Origin of the sequence: Bradyrhizobium sp. HKCCYLRH3061 (genome assembly GCF_051168015.1) — a bacterium.
GTDB lineage: Bacteria > Pseudomonadota > Alphaproteobacteria > Rhizobiales > Xanthobacteraceae > Bradyrhizobium.
Genome location: NZ_JBNPUE010000024.1, coordinates 1 through 18,897 on the forward strand (window position 1 = coordinate 1; position 18,897 = coordinate 18,897).

16 protein-coding genes are annotated in these 18,897 nt (G+C 64.1%); 2 read left to right on the top strand and 14 right to left on the bottom strand.

Annotated elements, in window-relative coordinates; translation table 11 throughout:
- Positions 1 to 142: 142 nt before the first annotated feature.
- The 4 genes from ACQR2C_RS29265 to ACQR2C_RS29280 form a co-directional block, all read right to left on the bottom strand.
- Entirely contained in the window at positions 143 to 481 is a 339-nt protein-coding gene (locus ACQR2C_RS29265) for an antibiotic biosynthesis monooxygenase (RefSeq protein WP_315805083.1), read from the bottom strand.
- A gap of 99 nt (positions 482 to 580) precedes the next feature.
- On the bottom strand, positions 581 to 1,921 hold the full coding sequence (locus ACQR2C_RS29270; RefSeq protein WP_434882665.1) for a hypothetical protein: 1,341 nt from the start codon (positions 1,919 to 1,921) through the stop codon (positions 581 to 583).
- 1,181 nt (positions 1,922 to 3,102) lie between these two features.
- Complete coding sequence (locus ACQR2C_RS29275) at positions 3,103 to 5,427, bottom strand: ATP-binding protein (protein ID WP_434882666.1); 2,325 nt, start codon at positions 5,425 to 5,427, stop codon at positions 3,103 to 3,105.
- A gap of 207 nt (positions 5,428 to 5,634) precedes the next feature.
- The gene (locus ACQR2C_RS29280; protein WP_315805086.1) at positions 5,635 to 6,948 is read right to left on the bottom strand and encodes a cation diffusion facilitator family transporter; all 1,314 of its coding nucleotides are present in this window, start codon (positions 6,946 to 6,948) and stop codon (positions 5,635 to 5,637) included.
- Between ACQR2C_RS29280 and ACQR2C_RS29285 the strand changes: the two genes are divergently transcribed.
- Complete coding sequence (locus ACQR2C_RS29285; RefSeq protein ID WP_315716165.1) at positions 6,929 to 7,057, top strand: hypothetical protein; 129 nt, start codon at positions 6,929 to 6,931, stop codon at positions 7,055 to 7,057. The genes ACQR2C_RS29280 and ACQR2C_RS29285 overlap by 20 nt on opposite strands.
- Positions 7,058 to 7,131: 74 nt before the next feature.
- Here ACQR2C_RS29285 and ACQR2C_RS29290 read toward each other — a convergent pair whose 3' ends face one another.
- The 8 genes from ACQR2C_RS29290 to ACQR2C_RS29325 all read right to left on the bottom strand — a co-directional run bounded on the left by ACQR2C_RS29290 (position 7,132) and on the right by ACQR2C_RS29325 (position 15,501).
- Positions 7,132 to 8,100, bottom strand: a complete 969-nt coding sequence (locus tag ACQR2C_RS29290) for a quinone oxidoreductase family protein (RefSeq protein ID WP_316218514.1) — start codon at positions 8,098 to 8,100, stop codon at positions 7,132 to 7,134.
- A gap of 138 nt (positions 8,101 to 8,238) precedes the next feature.
- Positions 8,239 to 8,658, bottom strand: a complete 420-nt coding sequence (locus ACQR2C_RS29295; RefSeq protein WP_172114347.1) for a CBS domain-containing protein — start codon at positions 8,656 to 8,658, stop codon at positions 8,239 to 8,241.
- Positions 8,659 to 8,869: 211 nt separating this feature from the next.
- Complete coding sequence (gene oxlT / locus ACQR2C_RS29300) at positions 8,870 to 10,183, bottom strand: oxalate/formate MFS antiporter (protein ID WP_434882667.1); 1,314 nt, start codon at positions 10,181 to 10,183, stop codon at positions 8,870 to 8,872.
- A 244-nt stretch (positions 10,184 to 10,427) separates the two neighbouring features.
- Positions 10,428 to 11,714 (bottom strand): oxalate/formate MFS antiporter, encoded by a 1,287-nt coding sequence (gene oxlT / locus ACQR2C_RS29305; RefSeq protein ID WP_315716169.1) that lies wholly within the window; start codon positions 11,712 to 11,714, stop codon positions 10,428 to 10,430.
- Between the two features lie 218 nt (positions 11,715 to 11,932).
- A complete protein-coding gene (locus ACQR2C_RS29310) occupies positions 11,933 to 13,432 on the bottom strand; it encodes a tripartite tricarboxylate transporter permease (protein WP_315805090.1) in 1,500 nt (499 codons plus the stop codon).
- A 41-nt stretch (positions 13,433 to 13,473) separates the two neighbouring features.
- On the bottom strand, positions 13,474 to 13,968 hold the full coding sequence (locus tag ACQR2C_RS29315; RefSeq protein ID WP_434882668.1) for a tripartite tricarboxylate transporter TctB family protein: 495 nt from the start codon (positions 13,966 to 13,968) through the stop codon (positions 13,474 to 13,476).
- A 9-nt stretch (positions 13,969 to 13,977) separates the two neighbouring features.
- A complete protein-coding gene (locus ACQR2C_RS29320) occupies positions 13,978 to 14,976 on the bottom strand; it encodes a Bug family tripartite tricarboxylate transporter substrate binding protein (protein WP_434882669.1) in 999 nt (332 codons plus the stop codon).
- A 387-nt stretch (positions 14,977 to 15,363) separates the two neighbouring features.
- Entirely contained in the window at positions 15,364 to 15,501 is a 138-nt protein-coding gene (locus ACQR2C_RS29325; protein WP_434882670.1) for a hypothetical protein, read from the bottom strand.
- A gap of 451 nt (positions 15,502 to 15,952) precedes the next feature.
- Between ACQR2C_RS29325 and ACQR2C_RS29330 the strand changes: the two genes are divergently transcribed.
- The gene (locus tag ACQR2C_RS29330; protein WP_315805094.1) at positions 15,953 to 16,429 is read left to right on the top strand and encodes a peptidoglycan-binding domain-containing protein; all 477 of its coding nucleotides are present in this window, start codon (positions 15,953 to 15,955) and stop codon (positions 16,427 to 16,429) included.
- Positions 16,430 to 16,626: 197 nt separating this feature from the next.
- On the opposite strand, the gene ACQR2C_RS29335 is transcribed toward ACQR2C_RS29330, so the two are convergent.
- On the bottom strand, positions 16,627 to 16,962 hold the full coding sequence (locus tag ACQR2C_RS29335; protein ID WP_315805095.1) for a hypothetical protein: 336 nt from the start codon (positions 16,960 to 16,962) through the stop codon (positions 16,627 to 16,629).
- A gap of 592 nt (positions 16,963 to 17,554) precedes the next feature.
- Positions 17,555 to 18,832: a formyl-CoA transferase gene (gene frc, locus ACQR2C_RS29340; RefSeq protein ID WP_315805096.1), complete on the bottom strand. Its 1,278-nt coding sequence runs from the start codon at positions 18,830 to 18,832 to the stop codon at positions 17,555 to 17,557.
- Between the last annotated feature and the right edge of the window lie 65 nt (positions 18,833 to 18,897).

Here is an 18,897-nt window from a genome sequence, read left to right on the forward strand (position 1 = left end):
GACCCCAAAAGTGTCAACCATGTCCCCGAACAGGTGTAAGCTATGTCTCCGGGCTAAACAGCAGCGAAGCAATCCAGGCTGCCGCCGCAGGGATGGTCGGCGCTGCAGGTAGGCCTCGCTAGTGCCATCGGCCGGCGAGGGCTCATGCGCTCCCCGAATGCTGAGCTTGCGCCTGGCCCGTGATCCTTAGCTCATAATGCGCGGCTTGGCCGTCATAGCGGCTGAGCAGCCGTTGCGCTGCCGGTGGCACCACGGCTGTCTCATGCATCGGACCGGCGAAGCACACCACCGCCGCCTGATCGGCGAACGTCATGATCGTCGCGAACTCGCCGCCGTCGATCGGCCTGCGCAGCAGCTCGATGCTCAAAAACCCCGCGATGTTCCGGGCCTCGATCCCTGGAAAGATCGCCGCGCGCAGCAGGTCCTCATAGGCATCGGCATTTGCGGGAGTGCTCCAGCCGCACCAGATACGCTTTAGCATCAGATTGTCCCTCGACAGTGCGATCTCGACTCTCGCGCAGTGAGGTCCGCCAAACTTGGCAATAATTGCTGATCGCCGTCGACGACTGCCACGTGCGGATCAGGCGCCGCCGATCCTCGCCAACAACTCGCGCTGCCAAGATTTGAGGCCAGGGTCGTTGGAACGCATCCTGGCGCTGGCCCTCAACTCAGGTGAAATGTCTTTGCGTTCCGGAGCGAACTGTCGCTCCAGGAGACCTTGCAGCACGGCCTCTGCGTGTCCCGAAACCGGCACACCGATGAGGTCGAACAGCAGCTCGTCGGCTCCAGCCCAGCCTGGAGCGGAAAGCGGCGTTACGGCGCGATACAGGCTGAGACCCAGTGCGACCCGGAGAGGATCGCGACTCGCGAACAGGCCGAGCATGCGCCCCTTGATGCGGTCGGGAAATTGCGTGTATTCCAGAAGCGCGATATTCCTCCAGCGATCGACGGCCATGGCTTCGAGCGTACTCGCGCCAGAGCCGACCAACTGCTGTCGACCGAAATACTGTTCAATCCCGATCAGGACCTCGTCGTAGGGAAACGGATCGACCGGGTGTCGGAGGGCATCGCGACTGACACCGATCGACTCGGCCAGAAGCACCTCGCCATCGACCGGCGGACCAGCCTCCACAGGGGTTGGTCGCTTCTCGAACAGGGCCAGTGGAAGAACCCACTTCATGTCCATGGTCCCCTTGATCCGTCGGGCCAGGACGCGGCTATGTCCGGAGTTTCGTTCCAGAAGTTCGTAGACATAGCCGTGGAAGCGGATCGGCAGGTCGTCCGCCGCCAGCCAATATCTGCCGTCATGGTTTCTCTCCGAAAGGAAGAGGCCATCATCGAAATCGACGACCGAACTTTTCGTGGCGCACTTTCCTGGATAACCGAGACGGAGAAAGTCGAGCGCGCGGACGGCATTCTCCGGTGCGAGACACGCCGTGCCATCCGCCGGCCGATACAGCGTCCAATCGATCCGGCCATAGCCGGTGGACTTCAACGCCACCTCGTGAGCTGACGTGGCGAGCACGCGAATGCTGGCGTCCTCATAGGACTTCGAGCTTTCGATCGCGAGAAGGGCGTGGTTCTGCTTGTCGGGCTGCTGCCGCGGCACAGCCATCTCGACCAGTGCAGCTTCATCTTGCTGCACTCGCCACGAGGAGTGGAGATAAATGGCGCCGGCAAGGACGATGGGACCCAACAGAAAGCCGTAGCGGCCCTTTACGAGCCCATAGAGCGGAATCGCCAAAAAGGGAGCGCAGGCCAGACCTAGGGGAATCAAAAGAAGCGGCGATGCAAACATCGCCACGAAGACGAGGCTGTTCGGGAGTGACGCAAACAGAACTGCTTCGGCAAGTGATACGAGGAATACGATGCCAGCCGAGAGGACCACGTCGAGCAGAAGCAGAAGAAGGCGGCGAAGCATTGGTGCACCATGCTTTGGCGACAGGCCATGGGAAGACCCAGCCTCCCGGTTGCAGACCTCCAATCTGCAGGCAAAGAGTTAAGGGCTTGATGATCAAGTCCATCGGCGTAGCACCGCCTTGTCATGTTCGCGGGATCTCATTGCGTAACGCGGTCGCGAGCGCGGGGTGAGTCGCCCGTCGAGCGAGACGAGGCCTCGAGATGCCTTGCGAACAGGTCTCGCGTATCCCCGCGGGCCTGCGCCGAGATATAGAATTCGCAAGCGAAATCAACGTGCGACGCTCTGTCAAGATTGCCAGTGAAAAATATTCTGCTTTTCAGAATTAAAATCCTGTGTCTTCCTATGTCCATCCCGCCTCAAGCAAAGGGGCGTTGCGCGCGATCGTCACGACACGCGAGGCGGGGATGCGGTGGCCGCGGGCGTTCGCAGCGTCGTCTCAGGATGGCGCGGACGAACGGATGTCTTGCGGACGTGAAGTCGCAGCGGCCTGACACCCCGAAGCTGGTGTCCAACTCGGAGCGAGGCTTGGCTTCGCGCGGGAATGGTGGCCAACAAGCCGGCGCACCAGGGCGACTGCGTATAAGCGTGAAGACCATCGCGCAGGGAAGGCCGGGTTTGTCCGGCTGCACCTGTGGTACCTGCCGCCTGCATTTTTTCTCGCAGGCGGGCCGCAGGCGTCAGCCGACGCCTGGCCTTCCCTGCGCCCTTTGCAATTCGAAGGGCATGACTGATCGCATCACTCGGGCATCGTGTGCCGCGAGACCGCGGTGTCATGTTCGAAGCGTCCACGGTGTTCGTATGAGACGTAAATCCGATCTTTCGCGTGTCGTCCCGGGCAAGCCGCGTCGCGCGAGAGCACGTTGCGGCGCCGACCCGGGACGAATACTCCGCGGCGGGTGTGAGATGCGAGATGGTTGACGAGCGTGCCTCAAACGGCTGCCTGGGGTTATGGGTCCCGGCTCAAGGCCGGGACGACGGCGGTGGTTGTCGATGCAGACAGGGTACGACCAGAGTTCGTAGTTGGGCGCGCTGCCGTAGGGTGGGCAAAGCGGCGCCGTCAGGCGGCGCGTGCCCACCGTCTGCGTCGTGAACATCGGTGGGCACGGCGCGCGATGGAGCGCTGCTCGACACGCAGCTTCACGGGCGCGCCTTTGCCCACCCTACGGCATCGCGCATGCCCCTCAGGCCGCGACCGAGATGCTCGCCGTCGCCTTGTACGCGTCGCGGGGCAGGGTGACGCGGACGACGGTGCCGCACTCCAGCCGCGAGCGCAGCCGCATCGAGCCGCCGTGCAACTGGGCCAGCGAGCGGGCGATGGCGAGGCCGAGGCCGGAGCCGTGATAGGTCTTGGTCATTTGGCTCTCGACCTGCTCGAACGGGCGGCCGAGCCGCGCCAGCGACTGCGCGGGGATGCCGATGCCGGTGTCGGCGATGATCAGCACGACCTTGTCCTCGAACACGCGGCTGCGCATCGTCACCTTGCCGCCTTCCGGAGTGAACTTCACCGCGTTCGACAGCAGGTTGACCATGATCTGCTTGGTGGCGCGACGGTCGGCGACGACCGGGATGCTGCCTCCGATGTCGGCGTCGAGGACGAGGCTCTTGTCCAGGGCGCGACCGGAGACGACGCGCAGCGATTCCGCCAGCGTCTTGGCGAGGTCGAGCGGCTCCATGTCGAGCTTCATGCGGCCGGCCTCGATCTTCGACATGTCGAGGATGTCGTTGATCACCTCGAGCAGATACTGACCGGAGGTCAGGATGTCGTGGCAGTATTCCTGGTACTTCTCGGAGCCGAGCGAGCCGAACATGCCGCTGCCCATGATCTCGGAGAAGCCGATGATGGCGTTGAGCGGCGTGCGCAGCTCGTGGCTCATATTGGCGAGGAATTTCGACTTGGTCTGGTTGGCTTCCTCGGCGCGGGTCTTCTCCTGCGAGTATTTCTCCGCGAGGTCGGCAAGCTCGATCGCCTGGCGCTCGAGCGCGCTCTGCGAGCGCTGCAGGTCGATCACGGTGGCGCGCAGGCGCAGGTCGTTGTCGACGAGCTTCTGCTCGTGCTCCTTGATGCGGGTGATGTCGGTGCCGACCGAGACGTAGCCGCCGTCCTTGGTGCGGCGCTCGCTGATGTGCAGCCAGCTGCCGTCGTCGAGCTGCGCCTCGAAGGTGCGGCCGCCCGGCGCCTGCTGGCTGTGATCGTGCAGCCGCGTGCGGATCTCCGGCATCTTGCCGACCTCGATGACGGTCTCATAGGAGGTGCCGGGGATCACGGCGGAGTCCGGCAGCTTGTGCAGCTTCTGGAAATGCGAGTTGCACAGCACCAGCCGGTTGTTGGCGTCCCACAGCACGAAGGCTTCCGAGATCGTCTCGATCGCGTCGCGCAGGCGGAGGTCGGCCTCGACGGTCTTCTCGACCAGGCTCCTCTGCTCGGTGACGTCGACGGCGATGCCGATCAGGTGCAGGCCGGAATCGGAGGTGCCCTGGCTGAGCTCGCAACGCACCCGGAGCCAGATCCAGTGACCCTCGGTGTGGCGCATCCGGAAGCTCTGATCGATCTGGTGGATGTCGCCGGCGACGAGCTGGTCAGCGATCTCGAACAGGTCGATGTCGTCCGAGTTCACCAGCGCGTTGACCTCGCCGAAGGTGAGGAGGTCGGTGCGGTTTTCCAGGCCGAGCATCGCGAACATCGAGTTCGACCAGAAGATGCGGCCGCGCGACAGGTCCCAGTCCCACAGCCCGCAGCGGCCGCGATTGAGCGCGGTGTCGATGCGGCCCCGCACGGCGTCGTTGATCAGGTCGCCCTCGCGGGCGCGGGTCGACTGCCAGTGGAAGGCGAAGCCGAGGATCAGCACGACGAAGCCCGTCGTCGCCGACAGCGTGACCGAGAGTGCGGCGTCCGAGCCCCAGATCGGCTCGAGCTTCTCCTGGATCACCACGACGCGGCCAGGCAGCGCCTTGATCAACTGCGACACCGCGAAGGCCGGACGGCCGTTCGGCAGCGTGATCTCGGTGACCGCGCCCTGCAGGCCCGGCGTCGCCAGGAGCTGCGCGGTGGAGATCAGGTCGAGGATACGGTCGTTCTCGCCGAGTCCGGTGTCGACCGGAACCCGGGCGAGAATGCGGTGGTCGGCGCCGGTCACGATCACGTGGCGGCCGGGCGCTGCGCCCCAGGCGGGGATCAGGTCGGGCAGCAGGCTCTGCAGGTGCTCGATATGGGCGATGCGGTCCGGGTGCATCGCCAGATTGCCGATGCGGTCGGCGAGCAGGTCGGAGATCGCGGCCAGGTCGCGCTTGGTCGCGCCGCGCTTCTGACGGCTCTGGTCGAGCACCTGGACGAAAGCGCCGAGGCAGATGGTGACGAGAAAGGCGATGATCAAAGTAGGGACAGCACGACGCAATACCGGCTCAGCAGTCAGCAGCCTTTGATAGGCCGGTTTCGCGATCGATTGCGCCAACCCCTTGATGGAATCAGAAGATTGGACGCACGCGTTCGCGGCATGCGCACGCGTCATGCTGTAGACCCCCGAAACTTCTTGGATACCCGAATTTCGAAAGAGCCCCAGCCGCTTCCGAATCAAGTTGATTTGAATCCAGATTTCTCGGGCTGTCGAGAGTCAACGATTTGGCAAAAGCTAATAAATCTTATCCAATGCGGATTTGCCATGGCGAAAAGCCGGCAGAGTGAGTCCGAAGCGGGAACGCAGCGTGACGTTCAGGCCTCAACCGTGCGGCGGCTCGGCGTGACTGATGACGCGCTTGACGCTCGGGAAGGCGCGACGCACTCCGCGCTCGATGTGGTCGACATTGTCGTGCACCTTCAGCACGCTCATCGACGGCGCTGCGCGGCAGTGGAAGTTGACGATCTCGCCAGCCTCGGTGTTGCGGACGCGGACATTGTGCACGTCGTACATGTCGGTCTCGGCTGCGAGGCGCTGCAGGGCCGCGGCGATCTCGGCGATCCGCTGCGCCGGCGCGTCGACGCCGAATGGCAGCTCGGGCTCGAGCGGCTCGATATGGGTGTCGACCTCGACATCGGCGCCGAATTCGTCGCGGATCGAGCGTTCCAGCTCGTGCGCGATCGCATGTGCCGCGAACAGGCTCATGTCGCCGTCGACCTCGAGGTCGATCGCGACGATCAGGCGCCCGCCGACATCATGGACGGTGACGTGATGGATCGCGAGGCCGGAATTGCGCGCGATCACCATGATGCGCTCACGCACGCTCTCATTGCTGAGCGCGACCGGTACCGTCGTGAAGGTGACGTCGGCGCCGGACAGGCTGGCATCGACCGCGGCCTGCGCATCGCGCTTGATCTCGTGCACGCGGTCGATCGGGTAGGTGCGCGGCACCTGCACCGTGGCGTCGACGAAATGCGTCGCGCCGACGAGCCGCACCCGCAGCCGCTCGACATCGACGACGCCATTGATCGAACGGATCGCGGCGCGCGCCTTTTCGGCCGCGCCCTCCGGCGCGCGGTCGAGCAGTGTTTCTACGGTGGAGCGCGCCAGCCGCAGGCCGAGCATCGAGATCATCAGGGCGACGGCGACCGCGGCGGCGGAATCCCCCCACCAGAACCCGAACGCGGTGAGGACCAGGCCGGCGATGACGGCGATCGAGCCGAGCACGTCGGAGGCAAAATGCAGGGCGTCGGCGGCGAGCGCCTGACTGTGGGTCTCGTGCGCGGCCCGGTGCAGCGCGCGGGCGCGCCAGAAATTGACGGCGATGTCGATCAGCAGCACCACGAACGGAATCGCCGACAGCGACGGCGGTGCCGCCGCCTCGCGCAGCCGGCTGACGGACTCGACCAGCACGCCGCCGGCCAGCACGTAGAGCAGGGCGATGACGCCAAGCGCCGACAGGCTCTCCAGCTTGCCGTGGCCGTAATGATGCTCGTCGTCGGCCGGCCGGTCCGATACCCGAACCACCATCCACGTGATGACGGTGGCGACGACGTCGACGGCGCTGTGCAGGGCCTCGGAGACGAGCGCGAGGCTGCCGATCAGGATGCCGACGATGAACTTCGCCGCGGCCATGCTGGCGCTCGCCGCGATCGAGATCGCGGCGACACGGGTTTTCCCGGAATCGACATGGGAGGCGGCGTCTCTCATGGCGGCGGATGTAGCAGCCGAGGCCGCACCATGAAAGCCGGGATCGCGCGGTCCATGGGCGTGGACCGCGCGCTGTTTCGAGTGCTTCTAAATCTCAGAAGGTTGCGTTCACAAGGTGACCACGATCTTGCCGAGATGCTTGTTCGCCTCCATGTGCGCGAACGCCGCGCCAATGTCGTCGAAGGCGAAAACGCGGTCGATCGGCAGCCGCAGCGTGCGCTGCTCGACCGCCCCCCAGATGTCCTTTTTCACCTCGTCGAAGATCGTACGGATCTCCTCGATCGAACGGGTTCGGAAAGTGACGCCGACATAGGTGATGCGGCGCGCCGCGTGCAGGTCGAAATTGAAGTCGGCATGGGTGCCGCCGAGCCGGCCGACGTTGACGATGCGGCCGAGGACCTTGGTTGCGGCGAGGTTCTGATTGGCAACCTTGCCGGACACCTGATCGACGATCAGATCGACGCCCTCGCCGTCGGTCGCCTGCAGCACCTGGTCGACCCAGGCAGGATCGCTGGAGTCGATGGCGAGATCGGCGCCGAACTCCTTGAGCCGTCCGCGGCGCATCGCATCGGTCGAGGAGCCGATCACGAGCCGGGCGCCCTTGAGCTTGGCGATCTGCATCGCCATCAGCCCGACGCCGGAGCTCGCACCCTGCACCAGCATGCGCTGGCCCGGCTGCAAAGCGCCGTTGGTGACGACGGCGTTGTGCATCGTGGTCAGCGCGATCGGCAGCGTGGCGGCCTCGTCGAAGTTCATGTTCGACGGCGCGTGGAACAGCCGGCCATGGTCGGCAAGGGTGTATTCGGCGAACGCCGCGCTGCCCGAGCCCATGACCTTGTCGCCGATCTTCACGCCCCTGGCGTCGGGCCCGAGCTCGGCGACCTCGCCGGCCCATTCCATGCCGAGGACGGTGCCGACGCCGCCGGCGGCGCCATGCACATGCCCCTTGGTCATGCCGAGATCGGCGCGATTGAGGCCGCAGGCGCGCACGCGCACCAGCACCTGCGTGCCCTTCGGCGCGGGCTTGGCGATATCGGTGATCGCGGCGCCCTGGGCGCCGTAGACATAGGCTTTCATCGCAAGGAATCCTGTCGGGTCAGCATGAACGGCGACCTTACTGTGCCGCTCCTCTCTGCGCACCGCCTAACAGGCGGCGCGCAGCTCCGACAAGGTTCTCTCAGGATTGAACCGGTTCCGCTGACCGGGCTGGATGCGTCAGGCGGCGACTGGAGCTTCCGCTTCGTCGAAGGCCGAGGAGACGTCGCGCATGCTGATGACGCCGGCCAGCGCGAAGTCGACAATGACCGGGAGGTGGCGGATGTGGTGCACGTTCATCAGGTGCCGCACGTGTTCGAGCGTATCCTCGGTGCTGCAGGAGATCAGCCGCTGCGGTGAGATCAATTGCGAGACCTTCAGGTTGACGCCGGCGGCGCCATGCTCGGCGATGGCGCGCACGACATCGCGCTCGGTGAACATGCCGGCCGCGGTGTTGCCCTCGGTGCGGACGACATCCTTGACGACGAGGGCGCTGACATTGCTGGCGCGCATCAGCTGCGCCGCGACGCCGACGGTCTCGTTCATTCGCACCGTGATCACGCGCGCCGTCTTGTTGCGCAGGATGTCTCCGACCTTCATGGCACCCTCCCGTTTGGTTGGTAGTGAACGGGAGGAAGTCTGGTATACGTTATGCCAGAAGTCAATCGGGTTTGATGGCTTTTCGTGCGCGAGGCCACCGAAAAAACACGTCAGCGACACTGCCGGATATGACCGGGGCATCCCGCCCCGGCGCAAAAAAAGAGGCGCACCGCTGGTGCGCCTCCTGAAGTCGCGGGAAGAAACCGTGGCGTCACGCCATCCTGGCGTCCTGCGTCACCGGCTCGGTGACCGGCTCCTTGCCGAGGATGAAGGCCCGGCGCAGCGGCTTGATCACAAACAGCGCCATCAAGGCGGCCGTCGCGTTCAGCGCGACGCCGATCACGAACACGGCCTGCCAGCCATACTTTGCTGAGACGATGCTGGCGAGCGGGACCAAGAGCGAGGCGGTGCCCTTCGCAGTGTAGAGCATGCCGTTGTTGGTCGCGGCGTATTTGCTGCCGAACGTATCGCCCGAGGTCGCCGGAAACAGGCTGTAGATTTCGCCGAAGACGCCGAAATAGACGGCGGTGGCGAGCACGAACACGATCGGATTGTGCCCGTAGCTCGACAGCGTCAGCAGCATCAAGGCGGCCGTGCCGAAGGCGATGAACATGGTGTGCTCACGACCGATCGTGTCGGAGATCCAGCCGAACACGGGGCGGCCGAAGCCGTCGAAAATGCGATCGAGCGAGATCGCGAACGTCAGCGCCGCCATCTGGAAGCCGGCGAGCGATACCGGCTCGTTGGCGATCTTGAAATCGTGGGCGATCGGGGCGATCTGGGCGGCGGTCATCAGGCCGCCGGAGGCCACCATGACGAACACCAGATACATGATCCAGAAGATCGGCGTGCGCAGCACCTGCGGCGGCGTGTAGTCGATCTTGGTCTGCGGCAGGTTGAGCTGCTTCTTGCGGGCCGGCACCGCAACCGTCGGCGGCCGCAGGAAGATCGCGAGCATGAACACAACCAGCCCCTGGCCGATGCCGAAGGTGAAGAAGGCGCTCTGATAACCGCTCGAGGCGATCATGCTGGCGATCGGCACCACGGTCAGCGCCGCACCGGCGCCGAAGCCCGCGGCGGTGGCACCAGCGGCGAGCCCGCGGCGGTCGGGAAACCATTTCAGCGCATTGCCGACGCAGGTGCCGTACACCGCACCGGCACCGATGCCGCCAATGACGGCGCCGGCGTAGAGCAGGGTGAGCGAGTCGGCGTAGGAGTTCAGCACCCATGCCAGCGAGATCATGACGGCGCCGAACATGATGACGAGGCGCGGGCCGTATTTGTCGACGAACCAGGCCTCGACCGGCACGAGCCAGGTTTCGGTGACGACGAAGATCGTGAAGGCCAGCTGGATCGCCGTGCGACCCCAGTGAAACTTCGCGTCGATCGGATCGACGAACAGTGTCCAGCCATATTGCAGGTTGGCGATCATCGCCATGCAGATGATGCCCATCGCGAGCTGGAGCCAGCGGAAGCCGCTGGACTGTGCCTGGACAGGCGGTGTTGCCTCTGTGCTGGAAACCATGTGTCCTCCCAAACGCGCGCTCTGTTGGAGGATGCCGCTGCGAGCGCGCTCCTCATCTGCGCATCGAGTCATTCTGGTATAACATATTCCAGTCTGCAATATGGCCTGCGACACAGGGTGCGACATGCTGCTTTGCAACGAAACCGAAATCGTCCGCCAAGCAAAAGAAAACGCTCGGCAAAATGCCGAGCGTCGTCAATCTGGAAGCGTTCTTTTTTATTTTTGCTGCAGCGCGAAGGGTGCGTCAGAGCGTTGATTTCTGCACCACGACCCGCCGCCAGGGCTTGAGCACCGCGATCGCGAGAATCGACGCCAGGATGTTGGCGCCGGCCGCGATGATGAAGACGCGGTCCCAATTGCCGGAGGACTGCTGCATGTAGTTCGCGATCGGCACAAGCAGCGCTGCCGTGCCCTTGGCGGTGTACAGCAGGCCGGCATTGGTGGTGGCGAACTTGGTGCCGAACGTGTCGGTGCAGGTCGAGGGGAAGAGCGAGTAGATCTCACCCCAGGCGAAGAACACGAAGCCCGAGAGGATCACGAACCACACCGGATCGTGGCCCAGCATGTACAGCGCCCAGATGCCGATGCCTTCCATGCCGAAGGCGATGAACATCGTATTCTCGCGGCCGATCATATCAGAGATCCAGCCGAAGAACGGACGTGTCAGGCCGTTCAGAACGCGGTCGATGGTGGCTGCGAACGTCACCGCCGTCATGGTCATGCCGATCAGCGTCACCGGAATGTTGTCGACCTTCCAGTCGCCGGCGATCGGCTTGAGGTTGGCCGTCACCATCAGGCCGCCGGCGCCGACGATCACGAACATGAAGTACATCAGCCAGAAGATCGGCTGACGGATCACTTCGGTCGGGTTGTAGTTGCGGCGGCTCTGGACGAGGTTGGTGTTCTGAGTGACCGCGGGCACCTGGCCTTCCTTGGGCGCGAACAGGAAGAAGGCGAGGATGACGATGATGATGCCCTGGCCGAGACCGAAATACAGGAAGGTGGTCTGGAAGCCGGAGTCGCGGATCATGGCCTGGATCGGTGCGACGGTGAGCGCCGAGCCGGCGCCGAAGCCGGCCGCGGTGATGCCGGCCGCGAGGCCGCGCTTGTCGGGAAACCACTTCAGCGCGTTGCCGACGCAGGTGCCATAGACGCCGCCGGCGCCGATGCCCGCGATGATCATGCCGAGATAGTAGCCGTTGAGCGAGGTGGCGTAGGCGTTGATCATCCAGCCGATCGCACAGAGCACGCCGCCGACGAGCACGACGATGCGCGGACCGTATTTGTCGACGAACCAGCCTTCGACCGGCACCAGCCAGGTCTCGAACAGCACGAACAGCGTGAAGGCCCACTGGATCGAGGCGCGATCCCAGCCGAAGGTCTTGGCGATATCCGGGACGAAGAAGGTCCAGCCATATTGATAGTTGGCGATCATCACCATCGCCAGGACGCCAACCGCGAGCTGCGTCCAGCGATAGGCGTCGCTTACTCTTGCAGATGCGGGCGCCCCCGCGTGAGCCAAATCCGTCATGTTTCCTCCAGGCTGTCTATTTGCTGTCTATTTTTGTCCTAACAGCTATGCGGAGTTTGGTATATGATATGCCAATAGACAAGCGGATTCATCGAGCCGGTTGGCGCTGGTAGACCAGCGATCGACAAAAAAGCCTGCAGAAGCAAGGCAAATCGCTGCAGCGACAATACGACGCAGCAGAGGATCTTTGTAGCTCAACTATCGAAGTAAGGGCGGGTTTATGCGGCGAACGCCCGCAACCGGTTGTAGCCCTGCTGGATCGCCGACCAGAACAGCGCGATCAACCCGAGCGCCATGATGGTGCCGACCAGCCCGTTGGAGAAGAAGATCGCGAGCGATCCCTGGGATCCCAGCAGCGACTGCCGGAAGGCCTCCTCGGCCTTGTCGCCGAGGACGATGGCGAGCACCAGCGGCGCGAGTGGATAGCCGCATTTCTTGAACAGATAGCCGAGCACGCCGAACACGAGCATCAACACCACATCGAATGTGCTGCTATGCACCGAATAGGCGCCGATGGCACAGAGCACCAGAATGAGCGGAGCGATGATGCTGAAGGGAATGCGCAGGATCGCCGCGAACACCGGGACGCAGGTCAGCACGACGAGCAGGCCGGCGAGGTTGCCGAGATACATCGAGGCGATCAGACCCCAGACGAACTCCTTCTGCTCGACGAACAGCATCGGCCCCGGTTGCAGGCCCCAGATCAAGAGACCGCCGAGCAGCACCGCCGCCGTGGGGGAGCCGGGCACGCCGAGCGACAGCATCGGCAGCAGCGCCGCCGTGCCCGCCGCATGGGCTGCCGTCTCCGGCGCGACGACGCCCTCGATCTCGCCATGGCCGAACTTCTTGCCGCGCTTGGAGAGGCGCTTGGCGATGCCGTAGCTCATGAACGAGGCCGGCGTGGCGCCGGCGGGGGTGATGCCCATCCAGCAGCCGATCAGGCAGGAGCGCAGCGCGGTGAGCCAGTGTGCCGGCATCTCCTTCCAGGTGTGCAGCACAACGCGCAGATTGATCTGCGCGTTGCCGCCGCGGAAGCTCAGTCCTTCCTCCATCGTCAGCAGGATCTCGCCGATGCCGAACAGGCCGATCACGGCGATCAGGAAGTCGAAGCCGTTGAGCAGCTCGGTGATGCCGAAGGTGAGCCGGAGCTGGCCGGTGATGGAATCCAGGCCGACTGCGGCGAGCGCGAAACCGATCATCATCGCCGCGATCGTCTTGAACGGCGGCTCCTTGCTCAGGCCGACGAAGCTGCAAAAGGCCAGGAAGTAGACGGCGAACTTCTCGGCGGGGCCGAACTGAAGCGCGAAGCCGGCCACCAGCGGCGCGATCAGCGTGATCATGATGACCGCGAACAGCGCGCCGACGAAGGACGAGGTGAATGCTGCCGTGAGCGCCTCGCCGGCCTTGCCCTGCTGCGCCATCGGATAGCCGTCGAAGGTGGTCGCGACCGACCATGGCTCGCCGGGTATGTTGAACAGGATCGAGGTGATGGCGCCGCCGAACAGCGCGCCCCAGTAGATGCAGGACAGCATGATGATCGCCGAGGTCGGCGGCATGCTGAAGGTCAGCGGCAGCAGGATCGCGACGCCGTTGGCGCCGCCCAATCCCGGCAGCACGCCGATGATTACCCCGAGCACGATCCCGAGGATCATCACCATGATGTTGAAGGGTTGGAGGGCGACGGCGAAGCCGTGAAACAGATTGGCGAGTTCTTCCATGCCGGCTTGGTCCTGCAACCCTCAGCGGATGAGTTTTCTTGTCAGAGTCCGAGCCAGTCCTCGACCGGCCCCTTGGGCAGGGGGACCATGAACCAGCGCTCGAAGATCAGATAGGTCACGACCGGCATGCCGATCGCGACCGCCGCCACCGTGAGCCAGCCATATTTGCCGAGCCACCGCATGAACCATGCGATGAAGATCATGGAGGCGACGTACAGGCCGGTGAAGGGCAGGGCGCCGACATAGATTGCCGTCGGCACCACCACGCTCATGACCTGGCGCAGCTGCCCCCATTCGGCGAAGACACGGCCGTCATCCTCGCGCAGCGTGCTGCGGAAGTTCATCGCGCTGGCCGCGACGATGAAAAGTCCGACGTAGAACGGGAAGAACCCCGCCCGCGGCCCTTCGGCGCCCCAGTTGATCCCGGCCTTCACGCTGCCGAGGATCACGATGATCCCGAACAGCGCGATCGCGAGCGTGACGCCGACCTCGACCGCCTTGTGGCTCGGGCCGGCGGATCCATCTTGACGGCTCATGCGAGGCGCTCAGTTCGAGGCCAGGAAGCCGGCTTCCTTCATCAGGAGCTCGTGCCGCTTCTCTTCGGTCTCGACCCATTTGGCGTAGTCGGCGCCGGTCATGAAGGTGGTGTTGAAGGCGCCGGTCTTCATGAAGTCCTGCCATTCCGGCGTCTCGCGCACCTTCTTGAACAGGTCGACATAGTATTCGATCTGGTCCTTGGTGGCCCGTGGCGACATGAAGATGCCGCGCAGCATCAGATATTCGATGTCGAGCCCCTGCGACTTGCAGGTCGGGATGTCCTTCCAGGCCTTGCCGTCGGTGATCGGCTCGTCATAGCCCATCGGCTTGTCGTCGAAGACGCAGAGCGGCCTGACCTTGCCGCCGCGCCACTGCGCCACCGCCTCGATGGGATTGTTGACGGTGGATTCGATGTGGTTGCCCACCAGTTGCACGGCCACTTCGCCGCCGCCCTTGTAGGGAATGTAGGTGAACTTCGCGCCGGTCGCCTTCTCCATCGCCACCGTGATGATCTGGTCTTCCTGCTTCGAGCCGGTGCCGCCCATCTTCAAGGTGCCGCCGCCTTGCTTGACCGCATCGATGTAGTCCTTGGCGGTCGCATAGGGCTTCTCGGCGTTGACCCAGAGCACGAACTCGTCGAGCGCCAGCATGGCGACGGGGGTGAGGTCCTTCCAGTTGAAAGGAATGCCGGTCGCGAGCGGCGTCGTGAACAGGTTCGACAGCGTGATGATGATCTTGTGCGGGTTGCCGGCCGACGCCTTGACGTCGAGGAAGCCTTCGCCGCCGGCGCCACCGGACTTGTTGATCACGACCAGCGGCTGCTTCATCAAATTGTGCTTGGTGACGATGCCCTGGATGGTCCGGGCCATCTGATCGGCACCGCCACCGGTGCCAGCCGGAACGATGAACTCGACCGGCCGGACGGGCTCCCATCCCGCCAGAGCCGGGATATGCCCTGCCATCAGGGCGATGCCGGCCATAACGGCCACGCACACGGAACGCTTCATCACGCTTTCTCCCCTTCATTCCCGGAACGCACGGCTTCTTGCGGCCGCTGTGCCCAATCGAACCACTGACCTGTCGAGCCGGCCGGTGGCGTTTTCCGCCGTGCCGCGCTTCAGGCCGTCGTCAGCTCCGGACTCCCCTGCGATGCCCATGCAGCCAAAAGTTGTGTTGGCAGCCGGGATCAGGCAGCAAGAGGTGCATCCGCAGCCAATCGACCGATTTGATTTTGGTATGAAGAGGTGACCGACCGCAATTGAGGAGATTGGGTGGGATGCCTGGCAGGCCAATTTGTCGCAGGTCGTGCGGGTGTCGCAAAAGCAAAAGCCCCGGAGATCCGGGGCTCTTGGTTGGGCTTCGGTGCCGGCTGCGCGCCGGAAGCGCCTTCGGCCTCAGAGACCGAAATAGGGCAGGTCACCGTTGCGGTTGGCAGCGCGGGCGCTGATCATCAGCACGCGGTCGAGGGTGGCCAGCAGGCGACCGAACAGGGACACGGGCTGAACGAGGGGGAGGGCAACGGTCTTGGCCATGGTTTGTCTCCTTCAGTGAGGCGGTATGACGTTCTGACTGAGGAGAATTTACGTATACCAGATGCCAGATACAACGATCGATATTGCATAGCGGCATGAGCATTTTGCGATGCGGCAGGAATGTTACGATTGGGGGTTCTTATCGAGAACGGCATTTTCATATGGAAAGAGCCGCCCAACCGAGGCGCCGGTCGGTCTCGATCCCTCCTCGGGGGACCGAGCCGGCAAACTCCGGGTATCTCGGCGACTGCCGACATCTGCCATCCCGTGCGCCGATCCCGCGCGTGCAACGCGACGGAACGATCGGCCCGAGGTGAGGGAACTGTGCTGCCCGGGCCGCAGTTACTCTGCAACGAAGCGGAGTGGCGTCGCCGGATGTTGATCGTTCAGTGCGTCGCGCTGTATTCCTCGAAACGTGTCATCGGCAGACCTGAGGGCGAAGGATAAGGCCATGCGCGCCTTGATCGTGGCACTGTCCATCCTGGCGATCGCCGGAAGCGCGCAGGTCGCTCACGCTGGTCTGAGCAGCGCACCGCGTGAAGCGTCGGCACCCGCCGATACGGTGATCGCCGCCCAGGAAGCCAATCAGGAGACCGAGAATCAGATCGGCCTCACCAAGGCGAAGCGTCGGGCCGTGCAACGGGGGCTGACCAGGCTCGGGTTCGGCACCAGGATCAACGGGACGTTCGACGAGCAGACCCGCGCCGTCATCGCCCGTTGGCAGGAGGAGCGCGGCTATCCCACGACCGGCTTCCTCAACGCCGCTCAGCACAAGGTCCTGATGGACGCAGCCACCGAGGCTGCCAAACCCGACCGTCAACCCCGCCGCAGCGCGGGGCGCGCGCGACATCAGAGGAATGTCGGAGGTCCCATCGGCGCGATCGGCGGCGCGATGCACCGTGTGGTGGGCGGAATATTCGGCAGGTAGCTCGTCAGATCTTCAAAGAGTTGGAAGACGCTCGAGGCAATTTCTACCGTAGGACCTGCCCGCTGAAGCGGCCTTCGTCTTCTCGACGCCCTGCGCTTGCCGACGGCGACGATATGAAAGCCCGGCCGAAGCGGGGCCGGATCAGGAGCTGCTGGAGGCGACCTCCGGACCAGAATTGGCGCGCGCCAGCTCGATCGCTATCGGAAGAACCCCCAAAGTCGAACCACAACCGTGTCGCCGCTCTGGCTGCCGTTTCTCACCACGAACGGCGTCGAGAAAGCAATTCCGGTGCTGAAGGTCCGCTCGACATTGGCTGTCGTCTCCCCGACGAAGCTCCAGCGATTTGTCGTTCCTCCGCTGGAGGGAATATCCTGCGTCAGCGAGACCTCCAACAACATCGCCGTACCAAGGACGGACAGCCGCTGAACGGAGACATCGGTTACCACGAATGTCTTGCCGGCGGGGATCGAGAACGCGGTGTCGTGGCCGTCCGGGTGGACGATGTTTGGGGTCTTGGTTCCGCCCTTCGGCACGGACGTTTCGAGTTGGACGGGAGGGTGCCCCAGGATCGGCGGCTTCCTGATTGGACTTACCAAGACATCCCTCCATCACACCACAATCGCCATACGCCGCGTTCCAACGCGTTCTCAAGCTCCGGCAGTGTGAAGTTGGGACGCATCGCTGCACACCTCCACGGGAGCCCTCGCAGAATGCACGTCGAAGCGCGAGAGGACCTTGCTCTGGATCAAAACGAAATGTTTCTCGGAGGTCTGCGAGTGGGCAGGGCTATGCCAGTGTGCTCTTCGGGGGCGGTTCGCGTCCGCCCTGGCTGCATATCGTGATTTTCGATCATCCGCGGGACAAAACATCAAAGATCGTAGCAATCGAGGCTGTGGGTCACGAGCAATCGGGTCGGCGACAACTGCTCCGTACATCCCATATTTCAGACATTCTCGACAGGTGCGATCGCCGGCCGTAGCCGGACCAAGGTCATCGTCGATGTGCGCTGGGCGCGGGAAATAGACGGGAACGTGAGAATGAAAAAGCCGCCGGCTGATGCCGGCGGCTTGATGTCGAGGAGCTTCACATTCGGCGGTCGCGCCGCCGATCGTCTCTGGCGCTCGATTACTCCGCAGCTTCCTTCCGCGGCGGATCCAGCGCGCCGGAGTCGTGGATCTCGGCGACCTGGTGGTCGCTGAAGCCGAGCACCTGGCGGAGGACCTCGTCGGTGTGCTCGCCGAGCAGGGGAGAGCGGGTCACGTCGGCCGGGCTGTCCGAGAGCTTGATCGGGTTGCCGACCGAGAGATACTTGCCGCGGGTCGGGTGGTCGACCTCGACCAGCGTGCCGGTCTTGCGCAGCGACTCGTCCTCGGCGATCTCCTTCATCGACAGGATCGGGCCGCAGGGGATGTCGAACTCGTTCAGGATGTCCATGGCCTCGAACTTGGTCTTGGTCATGGTCCACTGCTCGATGCGGCCGAAGATCTCGTTCAGGCGCGGCAGGCGGGCGGCGGGCTTGGCGTAGTTCGGATCGGTCTTCCAGGTCGGCTCGCCGATCACGTCGCAGATCTTCTCCCAGACCGGCGCCTGGGTGATGAAGTAGATGTAGGCGTTCGGGTCGGTCTCCCAGCCCTTGCACTTCAGGATGCGGCCGGGCTGGCCACCACCGGAATCGTTGCCGGCACGCGGCACGGCGTCGCCGAACGGCACGCCCTCGCCGAACTGGCTGTACTCCTTCAGCGGGCCGTGATCGAGCCGCTGCTGGTCGCGCAGCTTGACGCGGCAGAGGTTGAGCACGCCGTCCTGCATCGCGGCGGTGACGCGCTGGCCGCGGCCGGTGTGGGTGCGCTGATAGAGCGCGGTGACGATGCCGAGCGCCAGATGAAGTCCGGTGCCGGAATCGCCGATCTGCGCGCCGGTGACGAGCGGCAGGCCGTCACGGAAGCCGGTGGTCGAGGCGGCGCCGCCGGTGCACTGCGCGACGTTCTCGTAGACCTTGCAGTCCTCGTAGGGGCCGGGGCCGAAACCCTTGATCGAGGCGACGATCATCTTCGGGTTGATCGCCTGGATCTTCTCCCAGGGGAAGCCCATGCGATCGAGCACGCCGGGGCCGAAATTCTCGACCAGCACGTCGCACTTCTTGATCAGCTCGGTCAGGACTTCCTTGCCCTTCGGGTTCTTGGTGTCGAGCGTGATCGACCGCTTGTTGTGGTTCAGCATCGTGAAATAGAGGCTGTCCACGTTCGGAATGTCCTGCAGCTGGCCGCGGGTGATGTCACCCACGCCCGGACGCTCGACCTTGATCACGTCGGCGCCGAACCAGGCCAGCAGTTGCGTGCAGGTCGGTCCGGACTGGACGTGGGTGAAGTCGAGAATGCGAACGCCCTCGAGCGCCTTGGTCATGTCTTGCTCTCCGTAACGATTGGTCATCCCGCATGGCGCGGGCAGGTGATGTCTTGCGGGTGGCC

Excerpts from the sequence above, each read along its gene's own strand:
- ACQR2C_RS29265 (WP_315805083.1), bottom strand. The coding sequence starts at position 481 with ATGCTAAAGCGTATCTGGTGCGGCTGGAGCACTCCCGCAAATGCCGAT.
- ACQR2C_RS29270 (WP_434882665.1), bottom strand. The coding sequence starts at position 1,921 with ATGCTTCGCCGCCTTCTTCTGCTTCTGCTCGACGTGGTCCTCTCGGCT.
- ACQR2C_RS29275 (WP_434882666.1), bottom strand. The coding sequence starts at position 5,427 with ATGACGCGTGCGCATGCCGCGAACGCGTGCGTCCAATCTTCTGATTCC.
- ACQR2C_RS29285 (WP_315716165.1), top strand. The coding sequence starts at position 6,929 with ATGAACTTCGCCGCGGCCATGCTGGCGCTCGCCGCGATCGAGATCGCG.
- ACQR2C_RS29280 (WP_315805086.1), bottom strand. The coding sequence starts at position 6,948 with ATGGCCGCGGCGAAGTTCATCGTCGGCATCCTGATCGGCAGCCTCGCG.
- ACQR2C_RS29290 (WP_316218514.1), bottom strand. The coding sequence starts at position 8,100 with ATGAAAGCCTATGTCTACGGCGCCCAGGGCGCCGCGATCACCGATATC.
- ACQR2C_RS29295 (WP_172114347.1), bottom strand. The coding sequence starts at position 8,658 with ATGAAGGTCGGAGACATCCTGCGCAACAAGACGGCGCGCGTGATCACG.
- oxlT (WP_434882667.1), bottom strand. The coding sequence starts at position 10,183 with ATGGTTTCCAGCACAGAGGCAACACCGCCTGTCCAGGCACAGTCCAGC.
- oxlT (WP_315716169.1), bottom strand. The coding sequence starts at position 11,714 with ATGACGGATTTGGCTCACGCGGGGGCGCCCGCATCTGCAAGAGTAAGC.
- ACQR2C_RS29310 (WP_315805090.1), bottom strand. The coding sequence starts at position 13,432 with ATGGAAGAACTCGCCAATCTGTTTCACGGCTTCGCCGTCGCCCTCCAA.
- ACQR2C_RS29315 (WP_434882668.1), bottom strand. The coding sequence starts at position 13,968 with ATGAGCCGTCAAGATGGATCCGCCGGCCCGAGCCACAAGGCGGTCGAG.
- ACQR2C_RS29320 (WP_434882669.1), bottom strand. The coding sequence starts at position 14,976 with ATGAAGCGTTCCGTGTGCGTGGCCGTTATGGCCGGCATCGCCCTGATG.
- ACQR2C_RS29325 (WP_434882670.1), bottom strand. The coding sequence starts at position 15,501 with ATGGCCAAGACCGTTGCCCTCCCCCTCGTTCAGCCCGTGTCCCTGTTC.
- ACQR2C_RS29330 (WP_315805094.1), top strand. The coding sequence starts at position 15,953 with ATGCGCGCCTTGATCGTGGCACTGTCCATCCTGGCGATCGCCGGAAGC.
- frc (WP_315805096.1), bottom strand. The coding sequence starts at position 18,832 with ATGACCAAGGCGCTCGAGGGCGTTCGCATTCTCGACTTCACCCACGTC.